Origin of the sequence: Clostridium paraputrificum, from assembly GCF_900447045.1 — a bacterium.
In the GTDB taxonomy this organism is placed as follows: domain Bacteria; phylum Bacillota; class Clostridia; order Clostridiales; family Clostridiaceae; genus Clostridium; species Clostridium paraputrificum.
Genome location: NZ_UAWH01000005.1, coordinates 568612 through 594569, shown reverse-complemented (window position 1 = coordinate 594569; position 25958 = coordinate 568612). Strand labels below are relative to the sequence as shown.

Annotated in this window: 22 protein-coding genes; 6 read left to right on the top strand and 16 right to left on the bottom strand. The window is 29.8% G+C overall.

Going from position 1 to position 25958, the window contains the following annotated elements; all coding sequences use genetic code 11:
• Positions 1-149: 149 nt before the first annotated feature.
• The 3 genes from DR024_RS02860 to DR024_RS02850 all read right to left on the bottom strand — a co-directional run bounded on the left by DR024_RS02860 (position 150) and on the right by DR024_RS02850 (position 3723).
• Positions 150-1805, bottom strand: coding sequence for a B12-binding domain-containing radical SAM protein (locus DR024_RS02860; protein ID WP_027096793.1), 1656 nt, complete (start codon positions 1803-1805; stop codon positions 150-152).
• Between the two features lie 17 nt (positions 1806-1822).
• Positions 1823-2326, bottom strand: a complete 504-nt coding sequence (locus tag DR024_RS02855) for a hypothetical protein (protein ID WP_027096794.1) — start codon at positions 2324-2326, stop codon at positions 1823-1825.
• Positions 2327-2457: 131 nt separating this feature from the next.
• Positions 2458-3723: a PQQ-dependent sugar dehydrogenase family protein gene (locus DR024_RS02850; protein ID WP_111918133.1), complete on the bottom strand. Its 1266-nt coding sequence runs from the start codon at positions 3721-3723 to the stop codon at positions 2458-2460.
• 125 nt (positions 3724-3848) lie between these two features.
• Between DR024_RS02850 and DR024_RS02845 the strand changes: the two genes are divergently transcribed.
• From DR024_RS02845 to DR024_RS02835, 3 genes are all read left to right on the top strand, one after another.
• A complete protein-coding gene (locus DR024_RS02845; protein ID WP_027096796.1) occupies positions 3849-4964 on the top strand; it encodes an aminopeptidase in 1116 nt (371 codons plus the stop codon).
• A 483-nt stretch (positions 4965-5447) separates the two neighbouring features.
• The gene (gene spoVB, locus DR024_RS02840; RefSeq protein WP_055253330.1) at positions 5448-6947 is read left to right on the top strand and encodes a stage V sporulation protein B; all 1500 of its coding nucleotides are present in this window, start codon (positions 5448-5450) and stop codon (positions 6945-6947) included.
• 247 nt (positions 6948-7194) lie between these two features.
• Positions 7195-7653, top strand: coding sequence for a pyridoxamine 5'-phosphate oxidase family protein (locus tag DR024_RS02835; protein WP_034865790.1), 459 nt, complete (start codon positions 7195-7197; stop codon positions 7651-7653).
• A 51-nt stretch (positions 7654-7704) separates the two neighbouring features.
• On the opposite strand, the gene DR024_RS02830 is transcribed toward DR024_RS02835, so the two are convergent.
• The 5 genes from DR024_RS02830 to DR024_RS02810 all read right to left on the bottom strand — a co-directional run bounded on the left by DR024_RS02830 (position 7705) and on the right by DR024_RS02810 (position 15651).
• Entirely contained in the window at positions 7705-9318 is a 1614-nt protein-coding gene (locus DR024_RS02830) for a putative polysaccharide biosynthesis protein (RefSeq protein ID WP_111918129.1), read from the bottom strand.
• A 10-nt stretch (positions 9319-9328) separates the two neighbouring features.
• Positions 9329-10297, bottom strand: a complete 969-nt coding sequence (locus DR024_RS02825) for an RluA family pseudouridine synthase (RefSeq protein WP_027096800.1) — start codon at positions 10295-10297, stop codon at positions 9329-9331.
• A gap of 64 nt (positions 10298-10361) precedes the next feature.
• Positions 10362-11546 carry a M20 metallopeptidase family protein gene (locus DR024_RS02820; protein WP_027096801.1) on the bottom strand — a complete coding sequence of 395 codons (1185 nt, stop codon included), beginning with the start codon at positions 11544-11546 and terminating at the stop codon, positions 10362-10364.
• A gap of 21 nt (positions 11547-11567) precedes the next feature.
• Positions 11568-13535 carry a cell division protein FtsA gene (locus tag DR024_RS02815; protein WP_027096802.1) on the bottom strand — a complete coding sequence of 656 codons (1968 nt, stop codon included), beginning with the start codon at positions 13533-13535 and terminating at the stop codon, positions 11568-11570.
• Between the two features lie 115 nt (positions 13536-13650).
• Positions 13651-15651 carry an ATP-dependent helicase gene (locus tag DR024_RS02810; RefSeq protein WP_034865792.1) on the bottom strand — a complete coding sequence of 667 codons (2001 nt, stop codon included), beginning with the start codon at positions 15649-15651 and terminating at the stop codon, positions 13651-13653.
• A 133-nt stretch (positions 15652-15784) separates the two neighbouring features.
• On the opposite strand from DR024_RS02810, the gene DR024_RS02805 reads away from it, so the two are divergent.
• Positions 15785-17260: a nicotinate phosphoribosyltransferase gene (locus tag DR024_RS02805; RefSeq protein ID WP_027096804.1), complete on the top strand. Its 1476-nt coding sequence runs from the start codon at positions 15785-15787 to the stop codon at positions 17258-17260.
• 99 nt (positions 17261-17359) lie between these two features.
• On the opposite strand, the gene DR024_RS02800 is transcribed toward DR024_RS02805, so the two are convergent.
• From DR024_RS02800 to DR024_RS02790, 3 genes are all read right to left on the bottom strand, one after another.
• Positions 17360-17587 carry a hypothetical protein gene (locus DR024_RS02800; RefSeq protein WP_034865793.1) on the bottom strand — a complete coding sequence of 76 codons (228 nt, stop codon included), beginning with the start codon at positions 17585-17587 and terminating at the stop codon, positions 17360-17362.
• A 99-nt stretch (positions 17588-17686) separates the two neighbouring features.
• Positions 17687-18901 carry an EAL and HDOD domain-containing protein gene (locus DR024_RS02795; protein ID WP_027096805.1) on the bottom strand — a complete coding sequence of 405 codons (1215 nt, stop codon included), beginning with the start codon at positions 18899-18901 and terminating at the stop codon, positions 17687-17689.
• 263 nt (positions 18902-19164) lie between these two features.
• Positions 19165-19488 (bottom strand): hypothetical protein, encoded by a 324-nt coding sequence (locus DR024_RS02790; RefSeq protein WP_027096806.1) that lies wholly within the window; start codon positions 19486-19488, stop codon positions 19165-19167.
• A 449-nt stretch (positions 19489-19937) separates the two neighbouring features.
• Here DR024_RS02790 and perR point away from each other — a divergent pair, with 449 nt between their 5' ends.
• Both perR and DR024_RS02780 read left to right on the top strand, forming a co-directional pair.
• A complete protein-coding gene (gene perR, locus DR024_RS02785) occupies positions 19938-20348 on the top strand; it encodes a transcriptional regulator PerR (RefSeq protein ID WP_055183454.1) in 411 nt (136 codons plus the stop codon).
• Positions 20349-20428: 80 nt separating this feature from the next.
• Positions 20429-21349 (top strand): hypothetical protein, encoded by a 921-nt coding sequence (locus tag DR024_RS02780; protein ID WP_027096808.1) that lies wholly within the window; start codon positions 20429-20431, stop codon positions 21347-21349.
• A 143-nt stretch (positions 21350-21492) separates the two neighbouring features.
• On the opposite strand, the gene DR024_RS02775 is transcribed toward DR024_RS02780, so the two are convergent.
• From DR024_RS02775 to lon, 5 genes are all read right to left on the bottom strand, one after another.
• Positions 21493-22002 (bottom strand): hypothetical protein, encoded by a 510-nt coding sequence (locus tag DR024_RS02775; protein ID WP_027096809.1) that lies wholly within the window; start codon positions 22000-22002, stop codon positions 21493-21495.
• A gap of 113 nt (positions 22003-22115) precedes the next feature.
• Complete coding sequence (locus tag DR024_RS02770) at positions 22116-22391, bottom strand: hypothetical protein (protein WP_111918127.1); 276 nt, start codon at positions 22389-22391, stop codon at positions 22116-22118.
• Positions 22392-22431: 40 nt separating this feature from the next.
• The gene (locus DR024_RS02765) at positions 22432-22890 is read right to left on the bottom strand and encodes a hypothetical protein (protein WP_111918125.1); all 459 of its coding nucleotides are present in this window, start codon (positions 22888-22890) and stop codon (positions 22432-22434) included.
• Between the two features lie 150 nt (positions 22891-23040).
• Positions 23041-23634, bottom strand: coding sequence for a ribosome biogenesis GTP-binding protein YihA/YsxC (yihA, locus tag DR024_RS02760; protein ID WP_027096812.1), 594 nt, complete (start codon positions 23632-23634; stop codon positions 23041-23043).
• Entirely contained in the window at positions 23624-25951 is a 2328-nt protein-coding gene (gene lon / locus DR024_RS02755) for an endopeptidase La (RefSeq protein WP_055253323.1), read from the bottom strand. Before lon ends, yihA begins: the two co-directional genes overlap by 11 nt.
• Positions 25952-25958: the final 7 nt, after the last annotated feature.

Sequence of the window (25958 nt, the reverse complement as noted above, 5' to 3'; positions counted from 1 at the left end):
TAATTACTTTTTACCATTTCTATTATACACTGTTTTAAGAGTTTTTCAACACCTTTATTATTTGATTGTTCATATTTTGTTACATTTTTCGATATTTGTAAACAATATCAACATTGAAAACTCTACCATCTTAAATTTGGATATATCAATTAAATTTTTATAATTTCACAATTGTTACCAACTAAATAAAAGCATTCCTTTTTTATAATTTTTCCTGTATTCAAGTACTCACTCATATCTATATCAAACTTTTCAATTTGGTAATCTTTAAATGAATATCTTTCTCTAAGTTCATCCTTTATTTGAAGTTCCAATTGTTTATCTATATTTGATTTAATAAAATCAGGCATTCCTCTTCTTTTATTAAAAGATAGATAATCATATTTAATAATATCTTTAAGATAGCTTTCATCACCCTTTAATATTTCCATATTAAAATCTAAAAATACCTTATAATATTCTGTATTTCCTATATTTCTATTAAAATATCCTCTTGCCTCAAAAAAATTCCCTAAATCATAAAAGAAATCAAAAGGTGTTTCATACTTTTCATAGAAAAATTTCAATGTATTGTTAAATTTTTGACTGTTATAATATTTATCGACCATTTCTTCTACCTTTTTTAGCCTAATCATTTCTTTATATGAAACTTTATCTGTTTTTATTATTTCATAAGGAGGATATGGAGAATAAACCATCCCATATTTTTCTGCTTCTTCCCTCATAGAAGAACCTTTTAATAACTTTAAAAATCCTAGTTGTATTTCCTCTGGTCTTATGCTATGAACATCATTAAAAGATCTTCTAAATGATTCATAATCCTCCCCTGGAAGACCTGCAATTAAGTCTAAATGTTGCTTTATATTTCTAATAGAAAGAAGTTCAATAACCTTTTCCTTTATATCACTAAAGTTAACAAATCTATTTATATTTCTTAAAACATCATCATTAGTAGTCTGTACTCCTACTTCAAATTGGAATCTTCCTTCTGGTGCATTTCTCAAAAGCTCAATTTCTTCTTTCTTTAAAATATCAGCTGATATTTCAAAATGGAACTGAGTTTTTGTATCTTGATTAATTAAAAAATCCCAAATAGCCATTGAATATTTATGGTTACAATTAAAGGTTCTATCTACAAACTTAACCAACCTAACACCTTTATCAATAAAGAACTGAAGTTCTGATAAAACTCTCTCTATAGAATGAAATCTTACCCCATGAGTAGTTGATGATAAGCAATATTTACAATTGAAAGGACAGCCTCTGCTTCCTTCGTAATAAACTATTTTATTGCTTAAATCCTCCTCTTCCTCATAAGGAAATACAATCTCATCCATAGACATTAGTGGTCTACTTGCATTCGATAGAACCTTATTATTTACTTTATAATGTAATCCTCTTATATCCTCTATTTCTCTTAATCCAAGCTTATATTCTACAAACTCTCTATAAGTTTTTTCACCTTCTCCTTCAATTACATAGTCACCTTTAAACTGACTAAGGAAAACCCTACTATCATAAGAAACTTCAGGGCCTCCATAAAGCACCTCAATATTAGGATCTACAAGCTTTATAAGATTAGAAATCCTTTCAATCATTTCTACATTCCATATGTAAGTTGAAAATGCCACTACATCTGCTTTTTCTCTTATTATTTCTTTAAGGATATTTTCTTCTCTATCATTTATTGAAAACTCCTTTATTGCACACTCATATGGCATATCCTTTGTAAATGCTCTTAAATATCTAACAGCCAAGTTACTGTGAACAAACTTCGAATTTAAAGCTGTAAGTAAAATTTTCATTATTATTCCTCCTAAAGTTAATCAATTATTTTCTTTGCTTTAATAAAGAAAATATCTTCCCAAACTTTAGTTTCTTCTATTTTGCAATATTTTTCAAGGATTTTTTTAACTTCCTCGAAAGAACATGTTAATAAAGGATTATAATTTTTAAATTCTATTTCTTTTACTTTTTCATTTGGAAGAATAACCTTAACTTTATTATCTATTATTTTTCCTCTTTCCTTATTAATATCCCATACATATATATCTCCATCCTTATTTAAATATTGAGATATCTCTTTTATTATTCTCTCCTTTTTTCTGCTTCCCCACACTTTATTTAAATTAAAAAAAAATGTGCAAGCTCCATATTTCCTATGCTTTAACAAATTCTTATTCTCTCCATCTACATAATCTACAGATATTTCATCATCTATCTCTTTTGAAATGTTATATATTATTCCTGTTATGTCTCCAGCAACATCTAATATATCTCCTTCAATAACTATATCTTTCATATTTATAACCAATGTTTTTCCCATAAAATCACCTCTCAAAATTATATTACCATAATTTTACATAATGTAAAACTAATATAACTCCAATTGTTTCTTTTTTACAAACTAACAAATAAAGGAACCAAAGCAGTAGCTAGGTCCCCTTATCAATTACTTTATTCCTTTTTTTTACTCATTTTATACACAAATATCATTAATATTGCAAAAGCCAATAAAAATACAAATACCCATACTATAACAGGTAATGTAAATCCAAGGATACCTTCCTTAGCTTTTATATTATAAACGCACCCAATTCCACTATCTAAAATTAAAAATTCATTGCCATTAAAAATAATATCTTCCACGAAACTCTCATTACTTACCTTAAGAACTTTTTTATATACATTATTCTTATCTAAGGCTCCTATAACATTTTCACTCTTATCCCAAAATACCATTGTGTCCTTACCAAAAACTAACCCGTTTTTATCTATAGCTAACTCTTTCAAAGAATCAACTGAGGTATGTTGATAACTTGGTCCAAGAGGCGACTTCTTTGGATATGTTTTAAGTAATGGCTTTATTATTTCATCACCTTTAAATCTAGGAGAAGAGATATTATCCCCTCCACTAAAATCAGGGAATCCATACCATTCGTTCTTTTTTAGTTCATATATATAGTCCTTGTCCCTTTTTACAGGTCTTATTCCCACATCCTTCATTCCACTAAAAATAGCCATAATATTATTTTCGGAATTAATATCAATACCAGATATTCCTCTAATTCCACAAGCATAAAGTTCTAATGACCCACTTTCTAATGAAATCTTATAAACAGTTCCATTACCTATAGGAGAACTTTTAATCCCCTCCCCCTGTTCAGATTTTATCCCATTACCTTTAAAAGCTCCTGTACCATCAATATTTATGCCATTTAAAGTTAACTCTATTGGAGTTCTATCAAAATTATCTCCCTCTGATATTCCAGAGTTAGTTACCGATCCTATTGTTATATATGATTCCTTATCAGTAATTAATAGTTTTCTATCTATTCCATTTCCTCCTAGAGGAATATTATCAATTAATACCTGTACAGTATTGTTACTTAACAAAAATTTATTTAATCTGCTATCAGAAATAAAATATAAAGCTCCATCCTTATAGGCTAAATCCTCAATCTTTAAGTTCTTATCCTTATAAATAAGCTTTTCCTTACCATCATTATCAATTTGTTTAATAGAATCATCAAATGCTATGTACATAATACCATTCTCATCTAAGGCTATAGCTCTAGAGTTTTCTACTCCTTTTGTTATTATAGTACAATCTATATCATCCTTAAGAATGTCCAAATTATATTTATCTGACACTTTATAAGTAATAAAAGCTAACGTAACTATAATTATAGACATCAAACAAAACTTAAGAAATTTCTTCATAACTATCCCCCTCAACATCCCTCTATAAATTTATATTTTTTTAACCCCAAAATATAACCCTATTATTGAAAATTATATTCTTAATGCTATACTAGAAGATAATCATTATTAAAGGAGGAAAATTTATGAAAGACCCACGATTTACTAAACTAGCCCACAACTTAATAAATTATTCCTGTAGGCTTAAAAAGGGAGAAAAAGTTTTAATAGAAGGTATAGGTGATTGCGAGGCATTAGTTAAAGAACTAGTTAAAGAAGCTTATAAAGCAAAAGCTATACCTCTAGTTACATTAAAAAATAAAGAAGTAGATAGAGAAATTTTAATGGGAGCTTCTAAAGAACAGTTAGAATTAATGGCTAAATATGAAGCTGCTAGAATGTCAGATATGGATGCTTACATAGGAATAAGAGCAGGACAAAACTCTGCTGAAACTTCAGATGTCCCATCAGAAAAACTTTCTTTATATAGTAAATATTTTGCTAACCCAGTTCATGGAGAAATTAGAGTTCCTAAAACTAGATGGGTTGTTTTAAGATACCCTAACTACTCAATGGCTCAAGCTGCAAATATGAGTACAGAAGCTTTTGAAGATTATTACTTTAATGTTTGTAACTTAGACTACTCAAAAATGTCTGAAGCTATGGATAAATTAGTAGCTTTAATGGATAGAACTGATAAAGTTAGATTAACAGCTGAAGGTACAGATTTAACTTTCTCAATAAAGGATATTCCTGCAATTAAATGTGCTGGAGAAGCTAACATTCCTGATGGTGAAGTTTATACAGCTCCTGTTAAGAACTCTGTTAATGGTACAATAACATATAACACTCCATCACTTAGAGAAGGATTTACATATGAAAATGTAAAACTTACTTTCAAAGATGGAAAGATTGTTGAAGCTACAGCTAATGATACTGAAAGAATCAACAAGGTGTTTAATATTGATGAAGGAGCAAGATATGTTGGTGAGTTTGCTATAGGTGTTAATCCTTACATACTAGAACCAATGAAAGATACTTTATTCGATGAAAAGATAACTGGTTCTATCCACTTTACACCAGGTGCTTCTTATGATGATGCCTTTAATGGAAATAAATCTGCTCTTCATTGGGATCTAGTTCTTATACAAAGACATGAATACGGTGGAGGAGAAATTTACTTTGATGATGTTTTAATAAGAAAAGATGGACTATTTGTAATAGACGAATTAAAATGTTTGAACCCAGAAAATCTTATATAAATAAAAGAGCTCTGCTTTTTGCAGGGCTTTTCATTTTAATCTATTGAATTTTACAACTCACAAACTAATATTCATATCTAGATATCCTAATTAGCCAATTCCCTTTCAAATAATGATATATTTATATATTGTTATATTTATATATTCTTATATTTTTTTGCCACAAAAGAATTTTTCTAAGATAAATTCTTTTAAAAGATATATAAATAATATTTTTTTTATTATTTATATTATCCAACACTATTAATTAATCATTGACACGAAAAGATTTTACCAACTCCTCAATCACATTCTGAATAACAAATAAAAAAACTCAATCACATTAACCAGCTCTCTTATCTTTATTAGCCTCCTATTTCTTTTTATCTTTTTTTATTCCTCTTACTCTTCTTATCTCTCTTATCCCCATTACTCCTACTCTTTTTGTTATATTTCTTCCCTTAACCGAATATGATTTATTGTAATCTAAAGGAGTGAATAGCTTTGGAGAAAGACAATTTTTTTAAGAACTCATTTTTACTTACAGCCTCAAATATCACCACTGGAATATTAGGATTCATATTTTCAATATACCTATCACATGTGTTAGGTCCTGAAGGAATGGGATTATATAACTTGGTAATGCCAATATATAATCTTTTTATTTGTATGATGTCAGCAGGAATATCTGCATCCATATCAAAAATCTCTGCTGTATATGCTGAGAAACAAGAAAATGGAAATCTAATAAAGACTATAAATACAGTTGCTGTATTCAATATCGTATGGGCAATAGTTATTGGAATTTTAGTATTTATATTTGCACCTTTTATAGGTAAATATGGCATAAATGATGTAAGAGCCATTGATGCAATTAGAGTTACTTGTCCAGCTATGATATTTATAGCATTATCTAACATTCTAAAGGGATATTTTTGGGGAACATCAAAAATCACAATGCCTGCAATAATAGACATATTTGAAAAAGCATTAAGAATTTTAACAGTAGCAATATTAATTTTTCTTTTCTCTGCAAAAGAACTTACAACTTTAGTAACTTTATGCTACGTTGCTCTGTGTTTAGGAGAACTACAAAGTTTAGTTCTACTTTATTTTTATTATAGGCAGTGTGCTAAGAAACTACCAAAGACTTATGAAAAAACAGAAAGAAGATCTCAATTACTGTTCAATGTACTTATAATTTGCTTACCACTAACCTTAAATGGATTCTTAAGTAATATATTTAATACATTATCAACCCTAGTTGTACCTAGGTGTCTAATTACAGCAGGTTTTGATCATACAGAAGCTCTTGCTACGATTGGAAAGTTCTCAGGTATGGCTATGATGATTATTGGAATCCCTTTGATTGTTGTAAGCTCCATAAACACATTACTTATACCAGACTTATCACAAACCCTTGTTAAAGGAAATTATTATGATGCAGCTGTAAGAATTAGAAAAGTAATAAAAATAGCATTTATACTAGGACTTGCTACCACAACTATATGCTGTCTAATTCCCAATTCATTAGGTGAACTTTTCTATCAAAGAGATGACCTTGGCAAATACATCTTATATGCTGGATTAACTGCTCCAGTATTTTTTACATCTACAACGATGTTCGGTATATTAAACGGCATAAATAAACAAGGAATAATTCTAAGGAATTCACTTATAGTAGCAGCATTAGAATTAGTAGGCTTATATGTATTTACATCCATCCCTAGTATAAATATTTATGGATATGTAATTACCTTATTCTTTACTTCTCTAGTAAGCTTAGTGATAAATCTTTATGAGGTTAAAAAACATATTGAATTAAAGTTATCCTTAGCTAATGTAATAATATTTACATTACTTGCAGTTTTAACATTTTTAGTTTTACGTACGATAATTAGAAAATTCTTTTTACCTCTAAATTTTGCGAATACTATATTTATAATAATTTTAACCTTTGTAATATTTGTATTCTGGGGAACATTTGGAGAGTTTGAAGAATAATGGACCAATAAAAAAGTGTAGTGGATATTTATCTTGTTTGTTCCGTGAAAAACTATAAGTTACAGAAAAACAAATATCCACTCCACTTATATTGAAGATAAATAAATTATATTTTTATAACTGATCTATGCTTTAAAATCCCCCTCCTACCAAACACTTTTTTTCAATACTTCATATATTTACCTAACAACCAAATTTGTGTAATATTATAGATATACTATATATTATGTGTATTTGGAGGGTTGTAATGAGAATTAACTATGAAAATGCTAAATCCGAAATAATCTCTACTCTTGAAAAAAATAGAAATTGGGTATTATCTACTTCCTATAAGGATAAAGTATCATCTAGAACTATGAGTATTATTAACAATGGCTTAGATATATATTTTCAAACTAATAAATGCTACTTAAAATATGATGAAATAAGCAATAATAACAATGTATCTCTTTGCTTTAATAATATTTCTATAGAAGGTATTGCTGAAGAAATCGGAGATTGGAAAGATCCTAAAAACACTGAATTAATGAATCTTTATAAATCAGTGCATCCTAGTTCTTTTGATGCCTACGGCTTATTGGACGGACAAGTTGTCTACAAGGTTATACCAACTAAAATTAAAGTTTGGAAGTACGTAGATGGAAAACCTCTAAGAGAATTTCTATATATTAAAGAAGGAATAGCCGAACAACTAGATTTTATGTAAAAATAAAAGAAACTGCCAAAAGCAGTTTCTTAAAAATATATTATTTCTATCTTATCTAAGTTTTCTTCTCATAAATCGTGGCATTATTCTTATTAACTTTGGTGATATAGTTTGTATATCACTCTTTCTAATTCCCCCCATTACTATCATTAGGTATAAATAAACAATTCCACCTATTGCAATAATTATTATTGTAATAGGAGCTGCTGTAACTCTAGATAGAGAGATAACCTCAAACACATACTTTAACGGTAATTTTAATAAGTATATGACTCCTGCCATAACAATTGATGCTATCACTGGCTTTATTACTAACTTTGGAATGGATAACTTCATCCTCATAATCTTACAAAGTTTTTTATGGTTTAAAATTGCCGGAATTAGATGCCAAAATACATTACCTATTAAAACACCATAAATATTTATACCTGGAATACCAACAAAAATATAATTAACTATAATCTTCGTTACTATACCCGCCATAAATGTTCCTAGTATAAAATATAATTTATTTATACTTTGCATAATAACAGCTTGAATTTGTGTAGTTGTATATAAAATTAATATAAATGCTCCAATCATCATAAGCTTATGACCATCAGTTCTATTATATAAAGTAGCATATACTAACTCACTTAACATTGAAAGCCCAACTGCAGCTGGTATTGCTATTGAAAAAGCCATCTTAAATGCATATGCAATCTTTCTCTTTACTTCTCTTCTTTCATTAAGAACCATTGACCTTGCAATTGATGGTAAAGTAGTAGTTCCTATAGATGTAATGACTACCAATGGTACACTTAACAATGTTTTATACATACCTAGTTGTCCATATAATGTATCCGCCATTCTTCTATCAAATCCAGCAAATATTAACCTAGAATTTACATTTACCATATCTACTAGCCCACCGAAATTTTGCATTCCTGTACTTAATGTTATAGGGATAGAATACATTATAATTTTTCTTAGTATTTTCTTCTCACTAACTTTTCTTACGTTTGTAAGACTCTCTATCTCTTCTTCCTCTTTGCTATACTTTTTATCTAAACTGTAGATTAAATATAGCATAGCAAATAAAGCCCCTACAGATGTACCAACTTGTGCACCTGCATTTCCTGCAGCTAAAGATACTTGGACAAGAATATAAGCACATAATAAACTTAAAATTACATTTATAAGTTGTTCTATAACTTGAGATATTGCAATTTGAGTCATATGTCCTTTTCCTTGCATATATCCTCTATAAGCAGAAAGAATACAAGTTATTAAAACACATGGTCCTAAAGCCATTACACCATAGGCAGTATCCGGTATTCCAAATAAATTACATAGAGGAATAGCTAGAATCATCATTAAGATTCCAAGCCCTCCTCCTAGAATTATATAAAATTTCCTTGATATCCTTAAAGCTTTCTTTGCTCCCTCTTCATTTCCAAGAGCAGAAAGTTCAGATACAACCTTTGCTACTGCAGGTTGTGCTCCCATACAGGTGATTGCATAAATAAATAAAAATATTTCAGTAGTTCTTGAGTATATTCCAAACCCATCTACATCTAATATAGATACTAAAATTGGACTATAAAAAACCGATATAAACTTTGCCACCATCCCAGCAACGGAAAGTATAAAGACTCCCTTTGCTGCTGAATGCTCCTCTCCCATACCAATTCTCCTATCTTATAGAAAATTTAAACACATCACTTTTTATTTTCTTAAATATTGGAGGTAAAGCAGCTGCTATTGTTTTGTTCTTTAAATAAGATAACTTGCCTCCAACTTCTCTAAATATAAGCTTATATGCATAAAGGAACTGATAATTTAATCCAAACTTATTGTTAAAGAATGAGTTAAGTTCCTTATCCCCATATTTACTATCTCCTATAACTGGATTTCCTAAATGAGCTAAGTGTGCTCTAATTTGATGACTTCTTCCTGTTATAAGATCAATTTCTAATAGTGAGAAGGCCCCATTTGTTTGAACAGTTTTAACTTCCATAGATATTTCTTTAGAATTTGAAACTTGTTTATCAAATACTCTTGAAATATTGGCTTCTTCATTCTTTAATATGTACCCTTTATATACGCCATCCTTTAGCTTTCCTTTAACCAAAGTATAATAGTATTTCTTAACTTGACCTTCTCTAACTACTTCATTTAAAGTCTTTAAAGCTTCAAAGTTCTTACCAAAAATAACTACACCTGAAGTATTTCTATCTAATCTATTGCAAGATGCTGGTGTGAAAGTTATCTCTTCTTCTGGTCTATAGTCACCCTTTTCGTTTAGATACGAAAGTACATAATCTGTTAATGTAGCTTCACTTCCCTTACTATCTGGATGAACTAACACTCCTGGCCACTTTTCTACTATTAAAACATTTTCATCCTCATATACAACTTTCAATCCTGATGAATCAACTTGGATAAAGTTGGTTTTATTTTCCTTCTTACTTTGTATGTATCTAATTTCAACTTCATCACCTTCAAGTAATGAATATTTTTCCTTTTGTTTCTTTCCGTTTACTCTTATGTCACCTTTTCTAATTGCTTTAAAAATTGCACTTAAAGGAACATCCTTTAACAATTTTCTTAAAAATTTATCTAATCTTTGCCCTGCTTCATTAGATCCTATTTCAATTTTCAAATATAATCAACTCCTAGTCTTCGCTTTTGTTTACTATTCTCCATTCTAATAGAGTAATATTTATTTATATTCTTGTCAAATAATCGTATGCTATTCCACACTGCATTGCAACACCTAAGGGAATAGCATCCTCATCTATGTCGAATAAATTGGAATGTGCAGCTTTATCTGTCCCTTTTGTTCTATTTCCTGTACCTAAATAATAAAAAGCAGAAGTTCTTTCCATTGCAAAAAAAGCAAAGCTTTCTACCCCCATACTAGGATGCTTTTGTTCTACAACATTTTCTACACCTAGTAGCTCTTTTCCAACATATTTTACTCTCTCTACCATTGTAGCATTATTATATAGGCAAGGATATCCCTCTTCTATATAAATATCACACTCTCCCCTCATGCCTCTACAAATTCCCGTAACTAATTCTTTAAATCTTCTTACTACGTATTCTCTATCCTCTTTAGTTAAGGTTCTAATTATTCCTGTAATCTCCACTTCCTCTGGAATAACATTTTGAGCTGTTCCTCCATTAATGCTACCAACAGTTATTACACTTGGATTTACAGGAGCTATCTCCCTACTAACTATAGTTTGAAGTGCCATTACAACATTTGAGGCAATAACAATGGGGTCTATTGTTGTATGAGGTGCAGCGCCATGGCCCCCTCTTCCTTTTATCTTTATTTTATACGGATTTGATGCAGCATTTACCACACCACTTTTTATTCTAATTTTCCCATAATCTAAATCCTCAGTAACATGAAGCCCCACTATTGCATCTACTCTTGGATTCTCTAAAACGCCTTCCTTTATCATAAAAGGAGCTCCCCCAACAGTTTCTTCTGCTGGCTCAAAGAATAACTTTACACATCCGCCAAATAAGCGTTTATTCTTATTTAATATTCTTGCCACACCTAGGAGAATCGTTGTATGTGCATCATGCCCACAAGCATGCATTTTTCCTGGAACTTTAGAACTATAGCTACATACCTTTTTATCTTGTATTGGAAGAGCATCCATATCTGCTCTTAACCCTATAACTCTATTATTGTCCTTTTTTTCACCTTTTATAATTCCACATACCCCTGTTTTAGCTACTTCAACATATGGAATTCCTTCTTTAGTTAAAAACTCTTTTATTTTTTCTGAGGTTCTCTTTTCTTCAAAGCCCAATTCTGGATGTTCATGTAAATCTCTTCTTATTGTTATTAATTCATCCTTTATCCTATTTGCTTCCTCAAGAAAAGTAATCATTAAAGTCCTCCCTAAGAATTATTAACTCCAAAATACCTCTACTATATCACCATTATTCAATTTATCTGTATAAGATGCATCTTTTCCATTAATCTTTAGTGTAATATCACCAGTAACTTTAGTTATATCAATATCCATATGGTTAAATACATCTATAAACAAAGGTTTTTCTCCCCTTAAGATTACATCCTTATTATTAACCACAACTTTTATTCCCTCTTCTTTTTTCACTTCATTAGTAACTTCTTTGTTTTCTAACTTTTTAGAGTATATTCTATCTCCCTCTTGAATAAGAAAGTCATCTTCTAATAAAATACCTTCTTTAAATAATTCTATTTCTCTTTTCAATATGTAATTCTTAATATCTAACATTTTCGATGGAATATATACTAAAATTTCATCTCCATCCTTAATATGAGCTGATATCTTTTTCTCTTTACCATTTATAAGTACAACTGGTTCTAAGCTAACCAATTTATCATCTATGTATATATCAATAGAATTAATATTTTCTATAACTTCACTTACTTTAGGTGATGCATCCCTACCATTTTGAGCATAAGTGATTTTTACATTATCTCCTGCATTCACCTCTGATTCTATAGATGCCTTCTTTCTATTTATACTTATCTTTGGATTCTTTCCCATCTCTCCAAATGCTAATCTTCTTTTACCATTAAGATTGAACCTTATACTCTTACCATTCTTTCCTATGAGTAATGATGGGTTAATTCCTGCTTGAAGCAAAACATCCATTACAGTATGTTTATGAGAATTAAATAAACTTACTGGTGTACCATTTAAATTTACATCTATAAAATCATGTCCCATTTTCTTAATAGCTGATAATGCTATTCCTAAAACTGTAACACCAGCAGATCCTAATTCATTATTTGACAAACATTCTATTACGCTTGTCCTATCCTTAATTGCTATTCTTTGGGTAGGTAGTCCTATGTGATTAGATATTTCTTCTATAAGACCTGGAGTGTGAGCTCCTCCACCTACTAAGAATAAAGCTGCTGGTGGCTTATTGCCATTAAGAGAAATTATCTCACTTGAAATAGCTGTTGCAATCTTTTCTACAGTTGGAGTAATAGATTTTATAATAGAGCTAGATTCTATAGTATTTTCTAGTCCTAATACATCTGTATATGTAACTTCATCCTGTAATGCCACACTTCTTTTTATATTTTCAGCTGAATTAAAATCAACTAAGCACTCTTGAGCTATTACTTCTGTAACCTCATCTCCTGCCATAGGCACCATTCCATAGGCACTTATACTTTCTTTTGAGCTTATAGCTATATCTGATGTTCCTGCCCCAATATCAACTAAAGCTATATTTAATAATCTTAAATTCTTAGGAACAGCAGCCTCAATTGCTGCAATTGGTTCTAGTGTTAAATTAGACACTTTCAAATTCACTTTATTCATAACAGTATATAATGAATCAATAACTGATCTAGGCAAGAAAGTTGCTATTACCTCTGCTCCAACTCTTTCCCCTTTATGCCCTAGTAGATTTGCTATTACATAGGAATTTAGATAATAATCTTTTACTGAATAACCTACACAATATAGCTTACTTTCAGTATTCTTTATTACTTCCTCTTCAGCCTTTTTAACAGCACTTAGTTCTACACTTCTTACTATTTCTTCATCTATTTCTTCGTCACCATTAAGCTCTATTTCACCCATTGCATTAACAGTTCTTAGAAATCTACCTGCTGCTGCAATCGATACTTCTTTTAACTGTATTCCTAATTCACGTTCTATATTTTCTTTAACATCCTTAACTACAGATGCAACTAAGTTTATATCGTGAATTTGTCCATCTACCATAGCTCTTTCTTCATGTTCTTTATACTTTTCATATAAAACTTCAAACTTCTTTTCTCTTACAACTCCAACGGTACCAATTATCGATCTAGTACCAATATCAAGAGAAAATATTATATCTTTAGGATTAAATACACCTTTATCCATATTAACCTCTTCCTAGCAAAACTATAATTAAAGGCTTATATCATGAGATATAAACCTACTTAAAATTATATATTAATACCAATATTTATTCAATATTTGATAAATTTCATCATATTTACTTAGATATTAATCCATTATCCAATAGAACCTTAGCAGAGAACTTTCTTTTCATTCCATCATGAAATAAAATCCCTACTTCATCACCATTAACATCCACTACTTTTCCTGCTCCAAAAGCCTTATGTGTAACTACTGAATCCTTAACTAGACCATGTGAAACCTTAACAATTTCCATAAAGCCTCCCTCTTCAATAAATCTAGAGACATCCCTAAACTTTCCTTTTCTCATCTTAGGTACAAAAAGAAACAAATTATCTATTGCTCTTGTTATTCCAACATAAAATAATCTTCGTTCTTCTTCTATATTTTCCTCTTTACTAGATGAATGTGGTATTGTGTCCTCATTACAGTTAATTAAGAATACATTTTTAAACTCCATTCCCTTTACACCATGAATAGTGCTTAATAAAACTCTGTCTTCTGTCTTATTTCTTTTACTTTCTTCTATCTTCTTTCCCACTTCATCTACATGCTCAAAAAATTCAAAGATAGTTTTAAATGATGAAGCTGACATTTTGAATTCTTCAACTATTTCCTCTAAATCTTCAATATTACCTCCAAATCTTTCTGTATATGTTTTAAGGTAATCTATATATCCCATATCCGTTACTATATATTGTATACCACTGCTTAATGATGACTTCTTTATATAATTAAAATCTCTTTTTAGTTCATCAAGCTTCTTTCTTTGAAATTGTGGAGTATCATCTTTTTCTATAAGTATATCAAAAGTATCTTTTTCATACTTATATTCCCTAATATAAGCTATACTAGTTTTACTCACATACCTAAAAGGTTTATTAATTATATTTATAAAAGCTTCTCTATCGTAAGGATTCACTGCTAAAGATAAATATGAAAGCAAGTCTTTACATATAAAATGGTTAAAGAAGTTATATTCTTTATCTAACAAAGTAAATGGTATCTTATTTCTTATAAATGAATCTATAACACTCATAGCCTCCATATTAGTTCTATAAAGAACTATATTTTCTTTATATCTATAGCTAGGATTATTATAGAAATCTCTAATCTTTTCAGAAATTTCATCTCCCTGTATTCTCTCATCATAAACTCCCTTACAAAGGATAATTCCATCCTTATCTTTATACCACTGTATGTCCTTTTTATTTCTTTCCTTATTAAAAGAAATAACCTTTTTTGAACTCTCTATTATATTTTTATTACTTCTATAATTTATATGTAAATAATATTTCTTTGCACTTTTAAAAGTTTTATCAAAAGAAACCATGTATTCAGGTTTTGAACCTCTAAAACTATAAATGCACTGATCCTCATCCCCAACAGCGAAAAGAGAATTCTCCTCCCCCTCTGTCATTAATTTCAAAAATTCTATTTGAAGATCATCACAATCTTGAAACTCATCTACAAGAATATATTTAAATACTCTTTTGTATCCTTCCCTTATTCTTTTATTATTTTTAAATAATTCTAAAACCTTAATAGTTAAGTCATCAAAATCCCAAAGATTATTTTCTTTCTTATATTTGTCATAGGCATCATAACATTCCATAAAAATATCTTTAGCTATAGATGGTTTAAAATCATCTATATTTTCACCTGATGTTTTAAATAACGATATGTTATTTACAGCCTCCTTAACCCTATCCTCATTAACTTCATCTGAATATTTTCTAAGAACACCTTCTATAATTTTATTGGTTATATATCCTTCTATAATATTTATATTAGCTCCTTCTCTTAGAAGAATTTTATAAAACAGCCCATGGAAGGTACCAAAAAAAGGAGAACTTTCTTTATGAAAAGTATTTATATATCTATTTTTCATATTCAGAGCTGCTGCTTTAGTAAAGGTTATAACAATGATATTTGATGTATATACTCCAACTTCATCAACTAAATATTTAATTCTATTTATAATAACAGTTGTTTTACCTGAACCTGGTGCTGCTACAACTAATACATTTCTTTCATTTGCCTTTACTGCTTTTAATTGATTCTTATCTAAATGCATATTAATCCTCCCATCTACTAAGTATTACCTTGTAAATGCCTAAAAAATCATTTTGAGTCTTCATTATATTGTAATAATTAAAACGAAAGGGTACAATAGGAATAAGGCATTTTTATGAAAAGAGGAGATTAAGATGACAAATACTAATTCATTCGATGTTAAAAATGACAGAAACTTAACAATGCTTGTAGACTTTTATGAATTAACAATGGGTAACGGATATTTCAATAAAGGATTAGAAGATAAAATTGCCTACTTTGACATGTTCTTTAGAAGAGTACCAGACGGTGGTGGATATTGCATCATGGCTGGTGTAGAACAATTAATTGAATATTTAAGTACCCTAAAATTTACTGATGATGATATTGAATACTTAAAAAGTAAGCATACTTTCTCAGAAGAATTTTTAAATTATCTAAAGAATTTCAAGTTCTCTTGTGATGTTTGGGCTGTTCCAGAGGGAAACCCAGTATTCCCAAATGAACCTTTAGTAACAGTTAGGGGACCAGTAATTCAAGCTCAATTTATTGAAACTATGATACTTCTTACAATAAACCATCAAACTCTTATAGCTACAAAAGCAAACAGAATATCAAGAGCTGCAAATGGTAGACCTGTAATGGAATTTGGTTCAAGAAGAGCTCAAGGTTATGATGGAGCTATATACGGAGCAAGAGCTTCTATAATTGGAGGATGTAGCTCAACTGCATGTACCATTTCAGATAAGATGTTTAATATTCCTGCTGTTGGAACTATGGCACATAGCTGGGTTCAACTATATGATAGTGAATATGAAGCATTTAAGAGTTGGGCAGAAATATACCCTGACAACTGTACTTTATTAATAGATACTTATAATGTAATAAAATCAGGTATTCCAAATGCTATAAAGGTATTTGATGAAGTTCTAAAACCAATGGGTAAAAGACCTTCAGGTGTTAGAATTGACTCTGGTGATATAACTTACTTAACTAAAAAGTGTAGAAAGATGCTTGATGCAGCAGGCTACGAAGATTGTAAGATAGTAATTTCTAACTCTCTTGATGAATATATAATTAGGGATGTTCTTGAACAAGGTGCTTGTATAGATTCATTCGGTGTTGGAGAAAGATTAATTACTGCTAAATCCGAACCTGTTTTTGGAGGAGTATATAAATTATCTGCTGTTGAAAAGGATGGAGAAATTATCCCTAAAATAAAAATAAGTGAAAATGATGAAAAAATAACTAATCCAGGCTTTAAAAAGTTAGTTAGAATTTTCGATAAGGATTCACATATGGCTATAGCAGACTTATTAACTATTAATAACGAAGTTATAGATGAGAAGGAAGAGTTAGAGATATTCGATCCAGTTCATACATGGAAGAGAAAAAAAATAACAAACTTCTATACTAAGGATTTACAAGTTCCTATATTTGAAAAAGGAAAGCTTGTGTACACTAGTCCTACAGTAATGGAAATTAAAGATTTTGCTAAAAAGGAAACAGAAAAGCTATGGCCTGAAGTTTTAAGATTTGAAAATCCTCATACCTACTATGTAGATTTATCTTATGACTTATGGACATTGAAACAAAATCTACTTCATAAATACAGTACAATTTATAAATAGTATTTTCGAGAAATTGCTTTGCAATTTCTCTTTTTATTTAAACAAAAAACTTTGCTTTCGCAAAGTTTTAAATGCACTTATCCTTTATTAACTATTCCTTTAATATTGACTTACTTCTCTTTCTATTTTTATTCCCAAAAAATCTCCATTAAATGTTTCCTCAGAATAGTCATATTCTTCCTTAACTATATCCTTATACTTCAATTTAGAATCTGAAACATATTCTCTAAAAGGACAATTCTCTTCTAAAGCTAATGTGTTCATAGGACATTCTGTATTACATTCAATCCTATCTTTACCAGTTGACCAAAACGGACACTTACTCATATTCTCCCCCACCTTCACTGAAAACGAATCCATCATATGCCCACATTATATTATAATTTTCAGTAAAAATAAAGTTATTTTTTACAATTTAGTATTTTTTTATATAATTGCCAACCTATTAGACCACTCTATCGACTCCATATATAAATCAATAAGTATTTTTTTATCTAAATTTAGAATTTCACAATATTCTTCCATTCTATTAATATTCATACTCTCATAAGAAAGAACTAACTCCAATACCTTTCTTAGCTTATTATCTTTTCCTAATAATGCATCTTTTATTTCTTCATCAACAGGTAACTCCTCTATAATTTCAGCCATATCTCTTTGCATATAACTATCTAAATTTGAAAATAACCCCACCATAAATGCTAATGATTGATTTTTTTCTTCTATTTTTGATTGAACCAGCTCACAAAACCTTCCTCTTATTATTGTTCCATTGGTAACTTCTTCACTATTTCCGCCTCTCATTTCACTCATTACAATTAGAGAAAGCCACTTTTTTAATTCTTTTTTCCCTAAAAGCATTATTGCCTGTCTTATAGATGAAATTTTTTGAACAAAAGAAAATGCAGCAGAATTTAAAAATTTCATTAACTTATAACTTATAGAAACATCAGTTTTTACTATAGCTTCAATCTTGTCTATATCAAAATCATCCCTTAACAGTTCACTCATTAAGTTAAAGCAAGCTACATTTCTTACTGGTATATCTTTTTCTTCTATCATTATAGGCTTGCTAAAATAATATCCTTGAAAATAAGAATATCCATCTTCCATAGCTTCTATGTACTCTTCTTCAGTCTCTATCTTCTCTGCTAATAACTTTGCTTTAGGATTATAGTTTTTAAGTACATTCACAAGAAATTTTCTTTGTTTTGGAGATGTAATTTTAAAATCCAACTTATATACATCTATCAAGTTTCCAAAGCTTCTATAGTTTGTGCTAAAGGATACATCATCAAGAGCTAATATATATCCTTTGGACTTTAATTCCTTTAAATAACTTACTACATCCTCTGTAGGAATAACATTTTCTAGAATTTCTACCACTACCTTCTCCTTAGATAAAAGGCTTGCTACATCATTTAATAATACTCCTTGAGAAAAATTGATATAGGCTTTTTTATTATTTGTTAATTCATTCAATCCAATAGTAGCACAATTAGAAATTAACTTTACTGTAGCACTATCTTCATCTATATTTCTCACAAACTTATTTTCTTTAGAATTTCTAAATAATAATTCATATGCTTCCACTTTAAAATTTCTATCATATATAGCTTGTCTCGCTAAATAAATATTCATTCCTAGCACCTCTATTACATCATTAATCACATTATATAACATTTTGTAACATTTTTCCTATATTTATTTACATTTTTTCTATGGTTTTTAACATTTTATGACTTTAGTCCTCTTTTTTAACTTTTATTATCGTTAATGTAGTGAGGTAAAATTCATTTTCACTCTATATAGACTCAACTCTTTACTTTATTAATTATGATAAAAATCTATATTGTACAAGAATTAAAAAAGAGAAACTACACTTGTAATTTCTCCTTTAAATCCTATAATCCTGAATTTTTAACTACTGATATATCTATGATCTCATTTTGGAATGCTTTTAATAAAGCTTTTTCTAAAACCTTTTGTTGATCAAAATTTTCTATATCTTTACATTCAGCAAAAACCTTGTGTTTTTCTCCTCTAACATTTCTATATGTTAGAGTAACATACGGTTTGTCATACTCAACATTTAATATTTTAACTCCCCAAGAGAACTGTGCATAATCGTCCTCTACAGTTAACTTACTTAACTCTTGAAGCTTTCCTTTCTCTTCACTTGGATCATTTACAATTATTAATTCGTCTCCAACTTTATATTTTGCCATATTTAAGACCTCCTATAGATTCCAATATCTCCTAACATAACTTAGTGTATCACTGATTACCTGCTATTGCAATAATAAGAATAATAATGAATATATTGTAAACAAGGTCTTTTACAAAAAAGGTTGGGAATATTTATTTTTCTCGTTCCATCGCATACTCCAAGTCACATGAAAACAAATATCTCTCACCCCACTCCTACTAAAGGTAAGAAAATAAAAAAATATAGGAGTATTTATATACCCCTATAAAATGAAATTGAACATGAACTGATGTTAAATATTTAACATATTTGTTTATATTTTAACATACTTCTGAGGGTTAAGCAAACACTTTTTATTTAAATAAACAATAATTATTATTAAATACTCACTAACTTCCACGAATAATCATTGACACTTATTTAATAATTTATTATAATATTGTTAACAAACTGGAAAGGATGACTCTTATGGAAAACATAACTGCTGTTTTTAAAGAAAAAAAATTAAAGCTTACTCCTCAAAGACTTGCAGTATATAAGTATCTTATGAGCACAAAGGAACATCCTTCTGCAGAAGCAATTTATAAGGCTATTCAAACAGAATATCCTACTATGAGTTTAGCTACCGTTTATAAAGCACTAAAAACATTAGCTGAGGTCGGGTTAATACAAGAAATAAATGTTGGTGAAGGTAACTTCAGATATGATGGAACTACTCATCCACATCCACATCTTCAATGTATAAATTGTAGTAAAGTAGAAGATTTAGATTCTCTATGCTTAGATAACTTAAATGCTGAAGCTAGTAAGCTTTCAAAGTACAAGATTTTATCAAACCAAATATACTTCTATGGAATATGTCCTGATTGCGACAAGTAAAAGGTCACTTTATATAAAGTGATCTTTTTTTATTTATATTCTTATTAAACTCTTCATATAATGTATATGAGGTGAGTAAATTGAAGGTACTAATTATAAAAAAGAAACAAATTCTAATCTTCTCATTTTTTATAATACTAATAATCTCTACATTAATTTTGTTACGAATCCCTAAAAATGAAACTGATATTAATGTTATAGCCCCCATAGATTATGGAAAAGCCACATCAATTGATCTAAACGGGGACAATATAGAAGATACTATTGAAATAATATCTAATGATGGCTTTGATGATATAAAAATTACTATTGGAAATAAAAACTATTTCCTAAGTAAATTATGTGAAAACAATCAATTAGGAAAAACAAAACCCTATTGGCCAACAAAAGTATTTATAAAAAACCTTTCTAGAAGCTCCACGCCAGAGATAATAGTACAAGCATCACAAGATAAAAGTATATCTTATGTCTTTAAATGGATAGATGGTGACTTTAAAAAGGTCTTTACATCTAACAAAAACATTTTTGGCATACTAGATTCAAATGGAAATAAAACTCCACAATGTTACTCATTAAACTCATCTTCTGGCAACTCATCTTTAGATTCGTTTATGATAATAGATAATGCCACAATAAATATAACTAAAGATAGCATTAAAATTCCGGATCTTGGCAACATCCTGTCTTTAATTGACTTGTTGCAAAAAGATTATGAATTAGATGAAGTGCCAGATATATTCACTGAAAACATCTCAGAAAGCGAACTAGGGTTATTGTGGAACCTTGATAAAGAACATAATCAATACAGCTTTCAAAATGCTTTCTTTTATGACGAATCTATTGATAACGAAGGTAATATAACATCAATGAAATGGACATTATCTTTTGAAAAATATATCCGTGAAAAAGATGATTCATCAAAGACTGAAACTACATTCTATGTAAATACAATAAAGAGCGGAGATAATTCATACAAAATATCCTCAATATACAAAAAATAAAAAGTGAAAAGGCCGCATCAACTGCGGCCTAAAAGGGGGATGGGGGGTTTTAGCTTTATGAAGAATAACTTCATGTAGCTATAGGAGAATACTTTCTCCGGTACATTAATATTATTGACTATATTTATGAGAATTATACAGTTTTATTTTTCATTAAATGCACCATTATTATATAATTCTATTATTTTATCTACAAATTGTACTTTATTAGGGTCAACTATTTTTCTCAAAGATAATAATATCTGTATGTTCTCATCATCAACTTCTTCAGAATATGAGCTTTCATCGAATTTAGATGTATTTTCCGTATTTACTTTATTGTTGTCCATATGATTCCCCATCATATTCATTCCATTCATTGCATTCATCATACTTTCAAAGTTAAAATTATTGTTGTTACTATTCATATTAGAGTTTCCGTTATTATTGTTATTCATCTGTTGATTCATTGAGTTTAAATCAAAGCCTTCCATATTCATCGAATTTAATATGCTTCCTAGTCTATTCATATCAAAGTTTCCACCTAACATCCCAAGAAGTTGTTGTGGATTAATTCCAAATGGAAATCTATTATTTGAGTTTGCACCAAAGCCTTGATTCCTACCCATATTATTACTCTCTCTTGATCTATCTCTATGCCTACGTTTTGACATAATGATCCTCCTAAAATGAGTATTATTTATGATATTATATGTACAAATGCATATTTTGGTTATAATTTATGGCAAATTTTTTGGAGGGCATTTCTGCCCTCCACATAACTTTACTACCAACCAAATCCGTCGAATCCGCAACTACCGCAGCTCCAACCATAAAGTAAAAATAGTAATATTATTAAGATTGAATTAGTGTTTAATAATCCTGCTCCGCAAGCTATTAGCCAGAATATAATAGCTTCTAGAATACCACAGCCCATTCCATTGTTGTTATTGCCTCCACAGCAACAATCATCACAACAATAATCACAGCAATTACAACAATTGCATGGATCACAACATTCGCAACAGCAGTAATTATCTTTTCTACGCTTCTTCTTTGACATAACTATCGCTCCCTTCTAGATTAGTCAGATAGCTATTTTATTAGCATCCGCAACCGCAACCATCACCTATAAAGTTGCCACAACCACCACAATCACCAGAGCATATAAATAATAGAACTAGTAAGAATAACCACCAAGATCCGCCAAAGAATCCATTATTGTTTCCATTTCCGCATCCGCATCCATTGTTGTAGTTATTTCCTCCGCAGCAGCAGCAACAATCATCTTTCTTTCTCTTCTTTTCGCAGCAGCAGCAACAATTATTTCCACCATAGTTACCACCAAAGCCTCCGCCAAAGCCATTTCCGCCCCAACCGAAGAAGAAGAATAATAAGATTATCCAAATCCACCAACCGCCGAATCCACCGCAGTTACCAAATCCGCAGTTACCAAATCCGCCATTTCCGCCACAACCACAATTATTATTGTTAGTTCCACAATTATTGTTGTTTGTGCCATTATTACAGTTTAATCCATTAATAATGTCATTGATTTCCATATCATTTCCTCCTTGGGATTTAATATTTAATTTTTATAGTATATCTTATTCTATAAAAAATTATTTGACACAATTTTCATATAAAATTTCTTATTTACTACAAAAAAATAAATAGAGCAACTTAGAAAAAACTCTAAATTGCTCTATTTACTACTCTTCTGAAGCTAAATCTCCAAATAAATTATCTATTAACTCATCTTTTCCTTTTTTATTTAATGATGAGAAGTAATACAATTTATCTTCCGGACTTAACTTTAAAGTTTCTTTTATTATCTTTTTGCTTTTGCCTAATTCATTATTAGATAACTTATCACTCTTCGTTGCAACCACTATAACATCATATCCATAATGCTTTATCCATTCATGCATCATGATATCATCAGCTGTTGGCTTATGTCTTGAATCCACTAGAAGAACAACCCTCTTAAGCTCTTCTCTACCATTTAAGTAAGTTTCTATTGTCTTCCCCCAGCTCTCCTTTTCTTTCTTTGACACCTTTGCATATCCATACCCAGGTAAATCTACTAAATAAAAGTCATTATTTATAAGAAAGAAATTAATTAGCCTTGTCTTTCCTGGAGTACCACTTACTTTAGCTAACTTTCTTCTATTAGTAAGAGCATTTATAATTGAACTCTTACCTACGTTTGACCTTCCAACAAAAGCTACCTCTACCCTATCATCTTTAGGATACTGGTCTCTTTTTACAGCCGAAATTATAAATTCACTTTGTTTAATTCTCATTGGCTTCATCTCCAACTATAGCATTTTTTAATACCTCTCCAACATCCTCTGCTGTTATAATAGTAAGGTTTTCCTTAACTGAAGAAGGTATCTTTTCTATATCTTTTTCATTTTCTTTTGGAATTATTATTGTATCTATTCCCATTCTATAAGCTGCTAAAGATTTTTCTTTTAAACCACCTATAGCTAAAACCCTTCCTGTTAAAGTAACTTCACCTGTCATAGCTACGTTACACTTAACCTTATTACCTGATAACGCTGATACAAGAGCAGTTACCATAGTAACACCAGCAGAAGGTCCATCCTTAGGAACCGCACCTTCTGGAACATGAATATGTATGTCCTTAGTCTTATAGAAATCTTCTTTTATATTGTACTTAGATGCATTTGCCCTTACATATGTATAGGCTGCCTTTGCTGATTCTTGCATTACATCACCAAGCTGTCCTGTAAGCTGAAGTTTACCACTACCACTCATAACCATAGCTTCTACTGGTAAAGTATCTCCACCATATGCAGTCCAAGCCATTCCTGTAACTACACCAATCTTGTCTTCTTTCATCTTTTCATCAAAGCTATATCTCTTAGTTCCAAGTAACTCTTCTACCTTAGCCTTATCTATATTCATGCCCTTTAAATTTTTCTTTAATATAGACGCCATTGACTTTCTAATTAAAGAAGAAATAACTCTTTCAAGGCTTCTTACACCAGATTCCCTTGTATAACCATCTATAACAAACCTAATAGCTTCATCATTTATAGTAATAACTTCATTATTTAATTTGTATTCTTTAAATATTTTTGGAATCAAATGATTTCTTGCTATATTAAACTTTTCTTCATAAGTATATCCTGATACTTCTACAACTTCCATTCTATCTAACAATGGTCGTGGTATTGTATCCAAGCTATTTGCAGTTGTAATAAATAAAACCTTAGATAAATCTATTGGAAGCTCCATGTAATTATCCCTAAATGTTTTGTTTTGTTCGCTATCTAATACCTCCAATAGAGCATCCCCTGGATTCCCCTTATAATCTGAGCTTAACTTATCAATCTCATCTAATAATATTAGAGGGTTCATTGATTTAGCTTCTTTCAATGAATAAACTATTCTACCTGGAATAGCTCCAACATAAGTTCTCCTATGTCCCCTAATTTCAGCTTCATCTCTCATTCCACCTAAGGACATTCTTACATACTTTCTATTTACAGCCTTTGCAATAGACCTTGCAATAGATGTTTTACCAACACCTGGAGGTCCTACTAAACATAAAATTGGTCCTTTTAAAGTTCCACTCATCTTCTTAACAGAAAGATACTCTAATATTCTTTCTTTTACATCCTCTAATCCATAATGCTCTTCATTTAAAACTTCTTCTGCCCTATTTATATCTAATCGTTCCTTTGTATTCTTACCCCATGGTAAATCAAATACCCAATCTAAATAGCTTTGAATTGTACTTCCTTCAGAAGAAGAGATATTCATTCCTTTTAGCTTTTTTAGCTCATATGAAGCTTTCTCCTTAACTTCCTTAGGAAATCTCATAGTCTCAAGCTTTTGTTCATATTCCTTTATTATTTTAGTCTCTTCATCGTCTTGTCCTAATTCTTGTTGAATAAACTTAAGCTGCTCTCTTAAATAGAATTCTTTTTGAGAATCATCAACACTCTTCTTCATCTTTTTAGCAAGTTTCTTTTGCACTTGAACAACCTTTATCTCATTTTCTATAAATACTATGATAGCTTCTATTCTCTTCTTTATATCTAAAGTTTCAAGTATTTCTTGTTTCTTTTCCTCAGATATTGGTAAATATCCAGAAACCATATCCACATACTCTATTACGTTATCTACAAGTTTTATTTCTTTGGCAAATTCACTAGTGTTTTCGCCTGCTTGTTTTAAAAATCTTGCAAGAGTTTTCTTTAAAGAATTAAAGTAAGCTTCTATCTCCGGACTTTCTTCTAAAGTTTCATTAACCTCACTTATAGAAACCTCAAAGTAGTTTTCGTTATTAAAATATTCCTTTATTTCGCCTCTTACCTTACCTTCTACTAATACTCTCATAGTATCTCCAGGCATCTTTATTATTTGCTTTATCTTACATAAAGTTCCTATCTTACTTATATTCTCAGAAGTAGGTTCTTCTATCTCCGGATCTCTTTGTGATGCTAAAAATATATTTTCATCATTTAACATTGCTTCTTCAATAGCAGCAACTGATTTTTCACGTCCTACATCAAAATGTAATACCATATTAGGAAAAATAGTTAGTCCCCTTAAAGGAATCAAAGGAAGTCTAATATACTCTTTCATGATACTC

What these genes read in the sequence shown, in the direction of transcription:
- DR024_RS02845 (WP_027096796.1), top strand. Translation starts at nt 3,849, where the DNA reads ATGAAAGACCCACGATTTACTAAACTAGCCCACAACTTAATAAATTAT.
- perR (WP_055183454.1), top strand. Translation starts at nt 19,938, where the DNA reads ATGGAAAACATAACTGCTGTTTTTAAAGAAAAAAAATTAAAGCTTACT.
- DR024_RS02855 (WP_027096794.1), bottom strand. Translation starts at nt 2,326, where the DNA reads ATGGGAAAAACATTGGTTATAAATATGAAAGATATAGTTATTGAAGGA.
- DR024_RS02815 (WP_027096802.1), bottom strand. Translation starts at nt 13,535, where the DNA reads ATGGATAAAGGTGTATTTAATCCTAAAGATATAATATTTTCTCTTGAT.
- DR024_RS02775 (WP_027096809.1), bottom strand. Translation starts at nt 22,002, where the DNA reads ATGTCAAAACGTAGGCATAGAGATAGATCAAGAGAGAGTAATAATATG.
- DR024_RS02820 (WP_027096801.1), bottom strand. Translation starts at nt 11,546, where the DNA reads ATGATTACTTTTCTTGAGGAAGCAAATAGGATAAAGGATGAATTAATA.
- DR024_RS02790 (WP_027096806.1), bottom strand. Translation starts at nt 19,488, where the DNA reads ATGGCAAAATATAAAGTTGGAGACGAATTAATAATTGTAAATGATCCA.
- yihA (WP_027096812.1), bottom strand. Translation starts at nt 23,634, where the DNA reads ATGAGAATTAAACAAAGTGAATTTATAATTTCGGCTGTAAAAAGAGAC.
- lon (WP_055253323.1), bottom strand. Translation starts at nt 25,951, where the DNA reads ATGAAAGAGTATATTAGACTTCCTTTGATTCCTTTAAGGGGACTAACT.
- DR024_RS02770 (WP_111918127.1), bottom strand. Translation starts at nt 22,391, where the DNA reads ATGTCAAAGAAGAAGCGTAGAAAAGATAATTACTGCTGTTGCGAATGT.
- DR024_RS02805 (WP_027096804.1), top strand. Translation starts at nt 15,785, where the DNA reads ATGACAAATACTAATTCATTCGATGTTAAAAATGACAGAAACTTAACA.
- DR024_RS02800 (WP_034865793.1), bottom strand. Translation starts at nt 17,587, where the DNA reads ATGAGTAAGTGTCCGTTTTGGTCAACTGGTAAAGATAGGATTGAATGT.
- DR024_RS02795 (WP_027096805.1), bottom strand. Translation starts at nt 18,901, where the DNA reads ATGAATATTTATTTAGCGAGACAAGCTATATATGATAGAAATTTTAAA.
- DR024_RS02850 (WP_111918133.1), bottom strand. Translation starts at nt 3,723, where the DNA reads ATGAAGAAATTTCTTAAGTTTTGTTTGATGTCTATAATTATAGTTACG.
- DR024_RS02860 (WP_027096793.1), bottom strand. Translation starts at nt 1,805, where the DNA reads ATGAAAATTTTACTTACAGCTTTAAATTCGAAGTTTGTTCACAGTAAC.
- DR024_RS02765 (WP_111918125.1), bottom strand. Translation starts at nt 22,890, where the DNA reads ATGGAAATCAATGACATTATTAATGGATTAAACTGTAATAATGGCACA.
- DR024_RS02830 (WP_111918129.1), bottom strand. Translation starts at nt 9,318, where the DNA reads ATGGGAGAGGAGCATTCAGCAGCAAAGGGAGTCTTTATACTTTCCGTT.
- DR024_RS02835 (WP_034865790.1), top strand. Translation starts at nt 7,195, where the DNA reads ATGAGAATTAACTATGAAAATGCTAAATCCGAAATAATCTCTACTCTT.
- DR024_RS02810 (WP_034865792.1), bottom strand. Translation starts at nt 15,651, where the DNA reads ATGCATTTAGATAAGAATCAATTAAAAGCAGTAAAGGCAAATGAAAGA.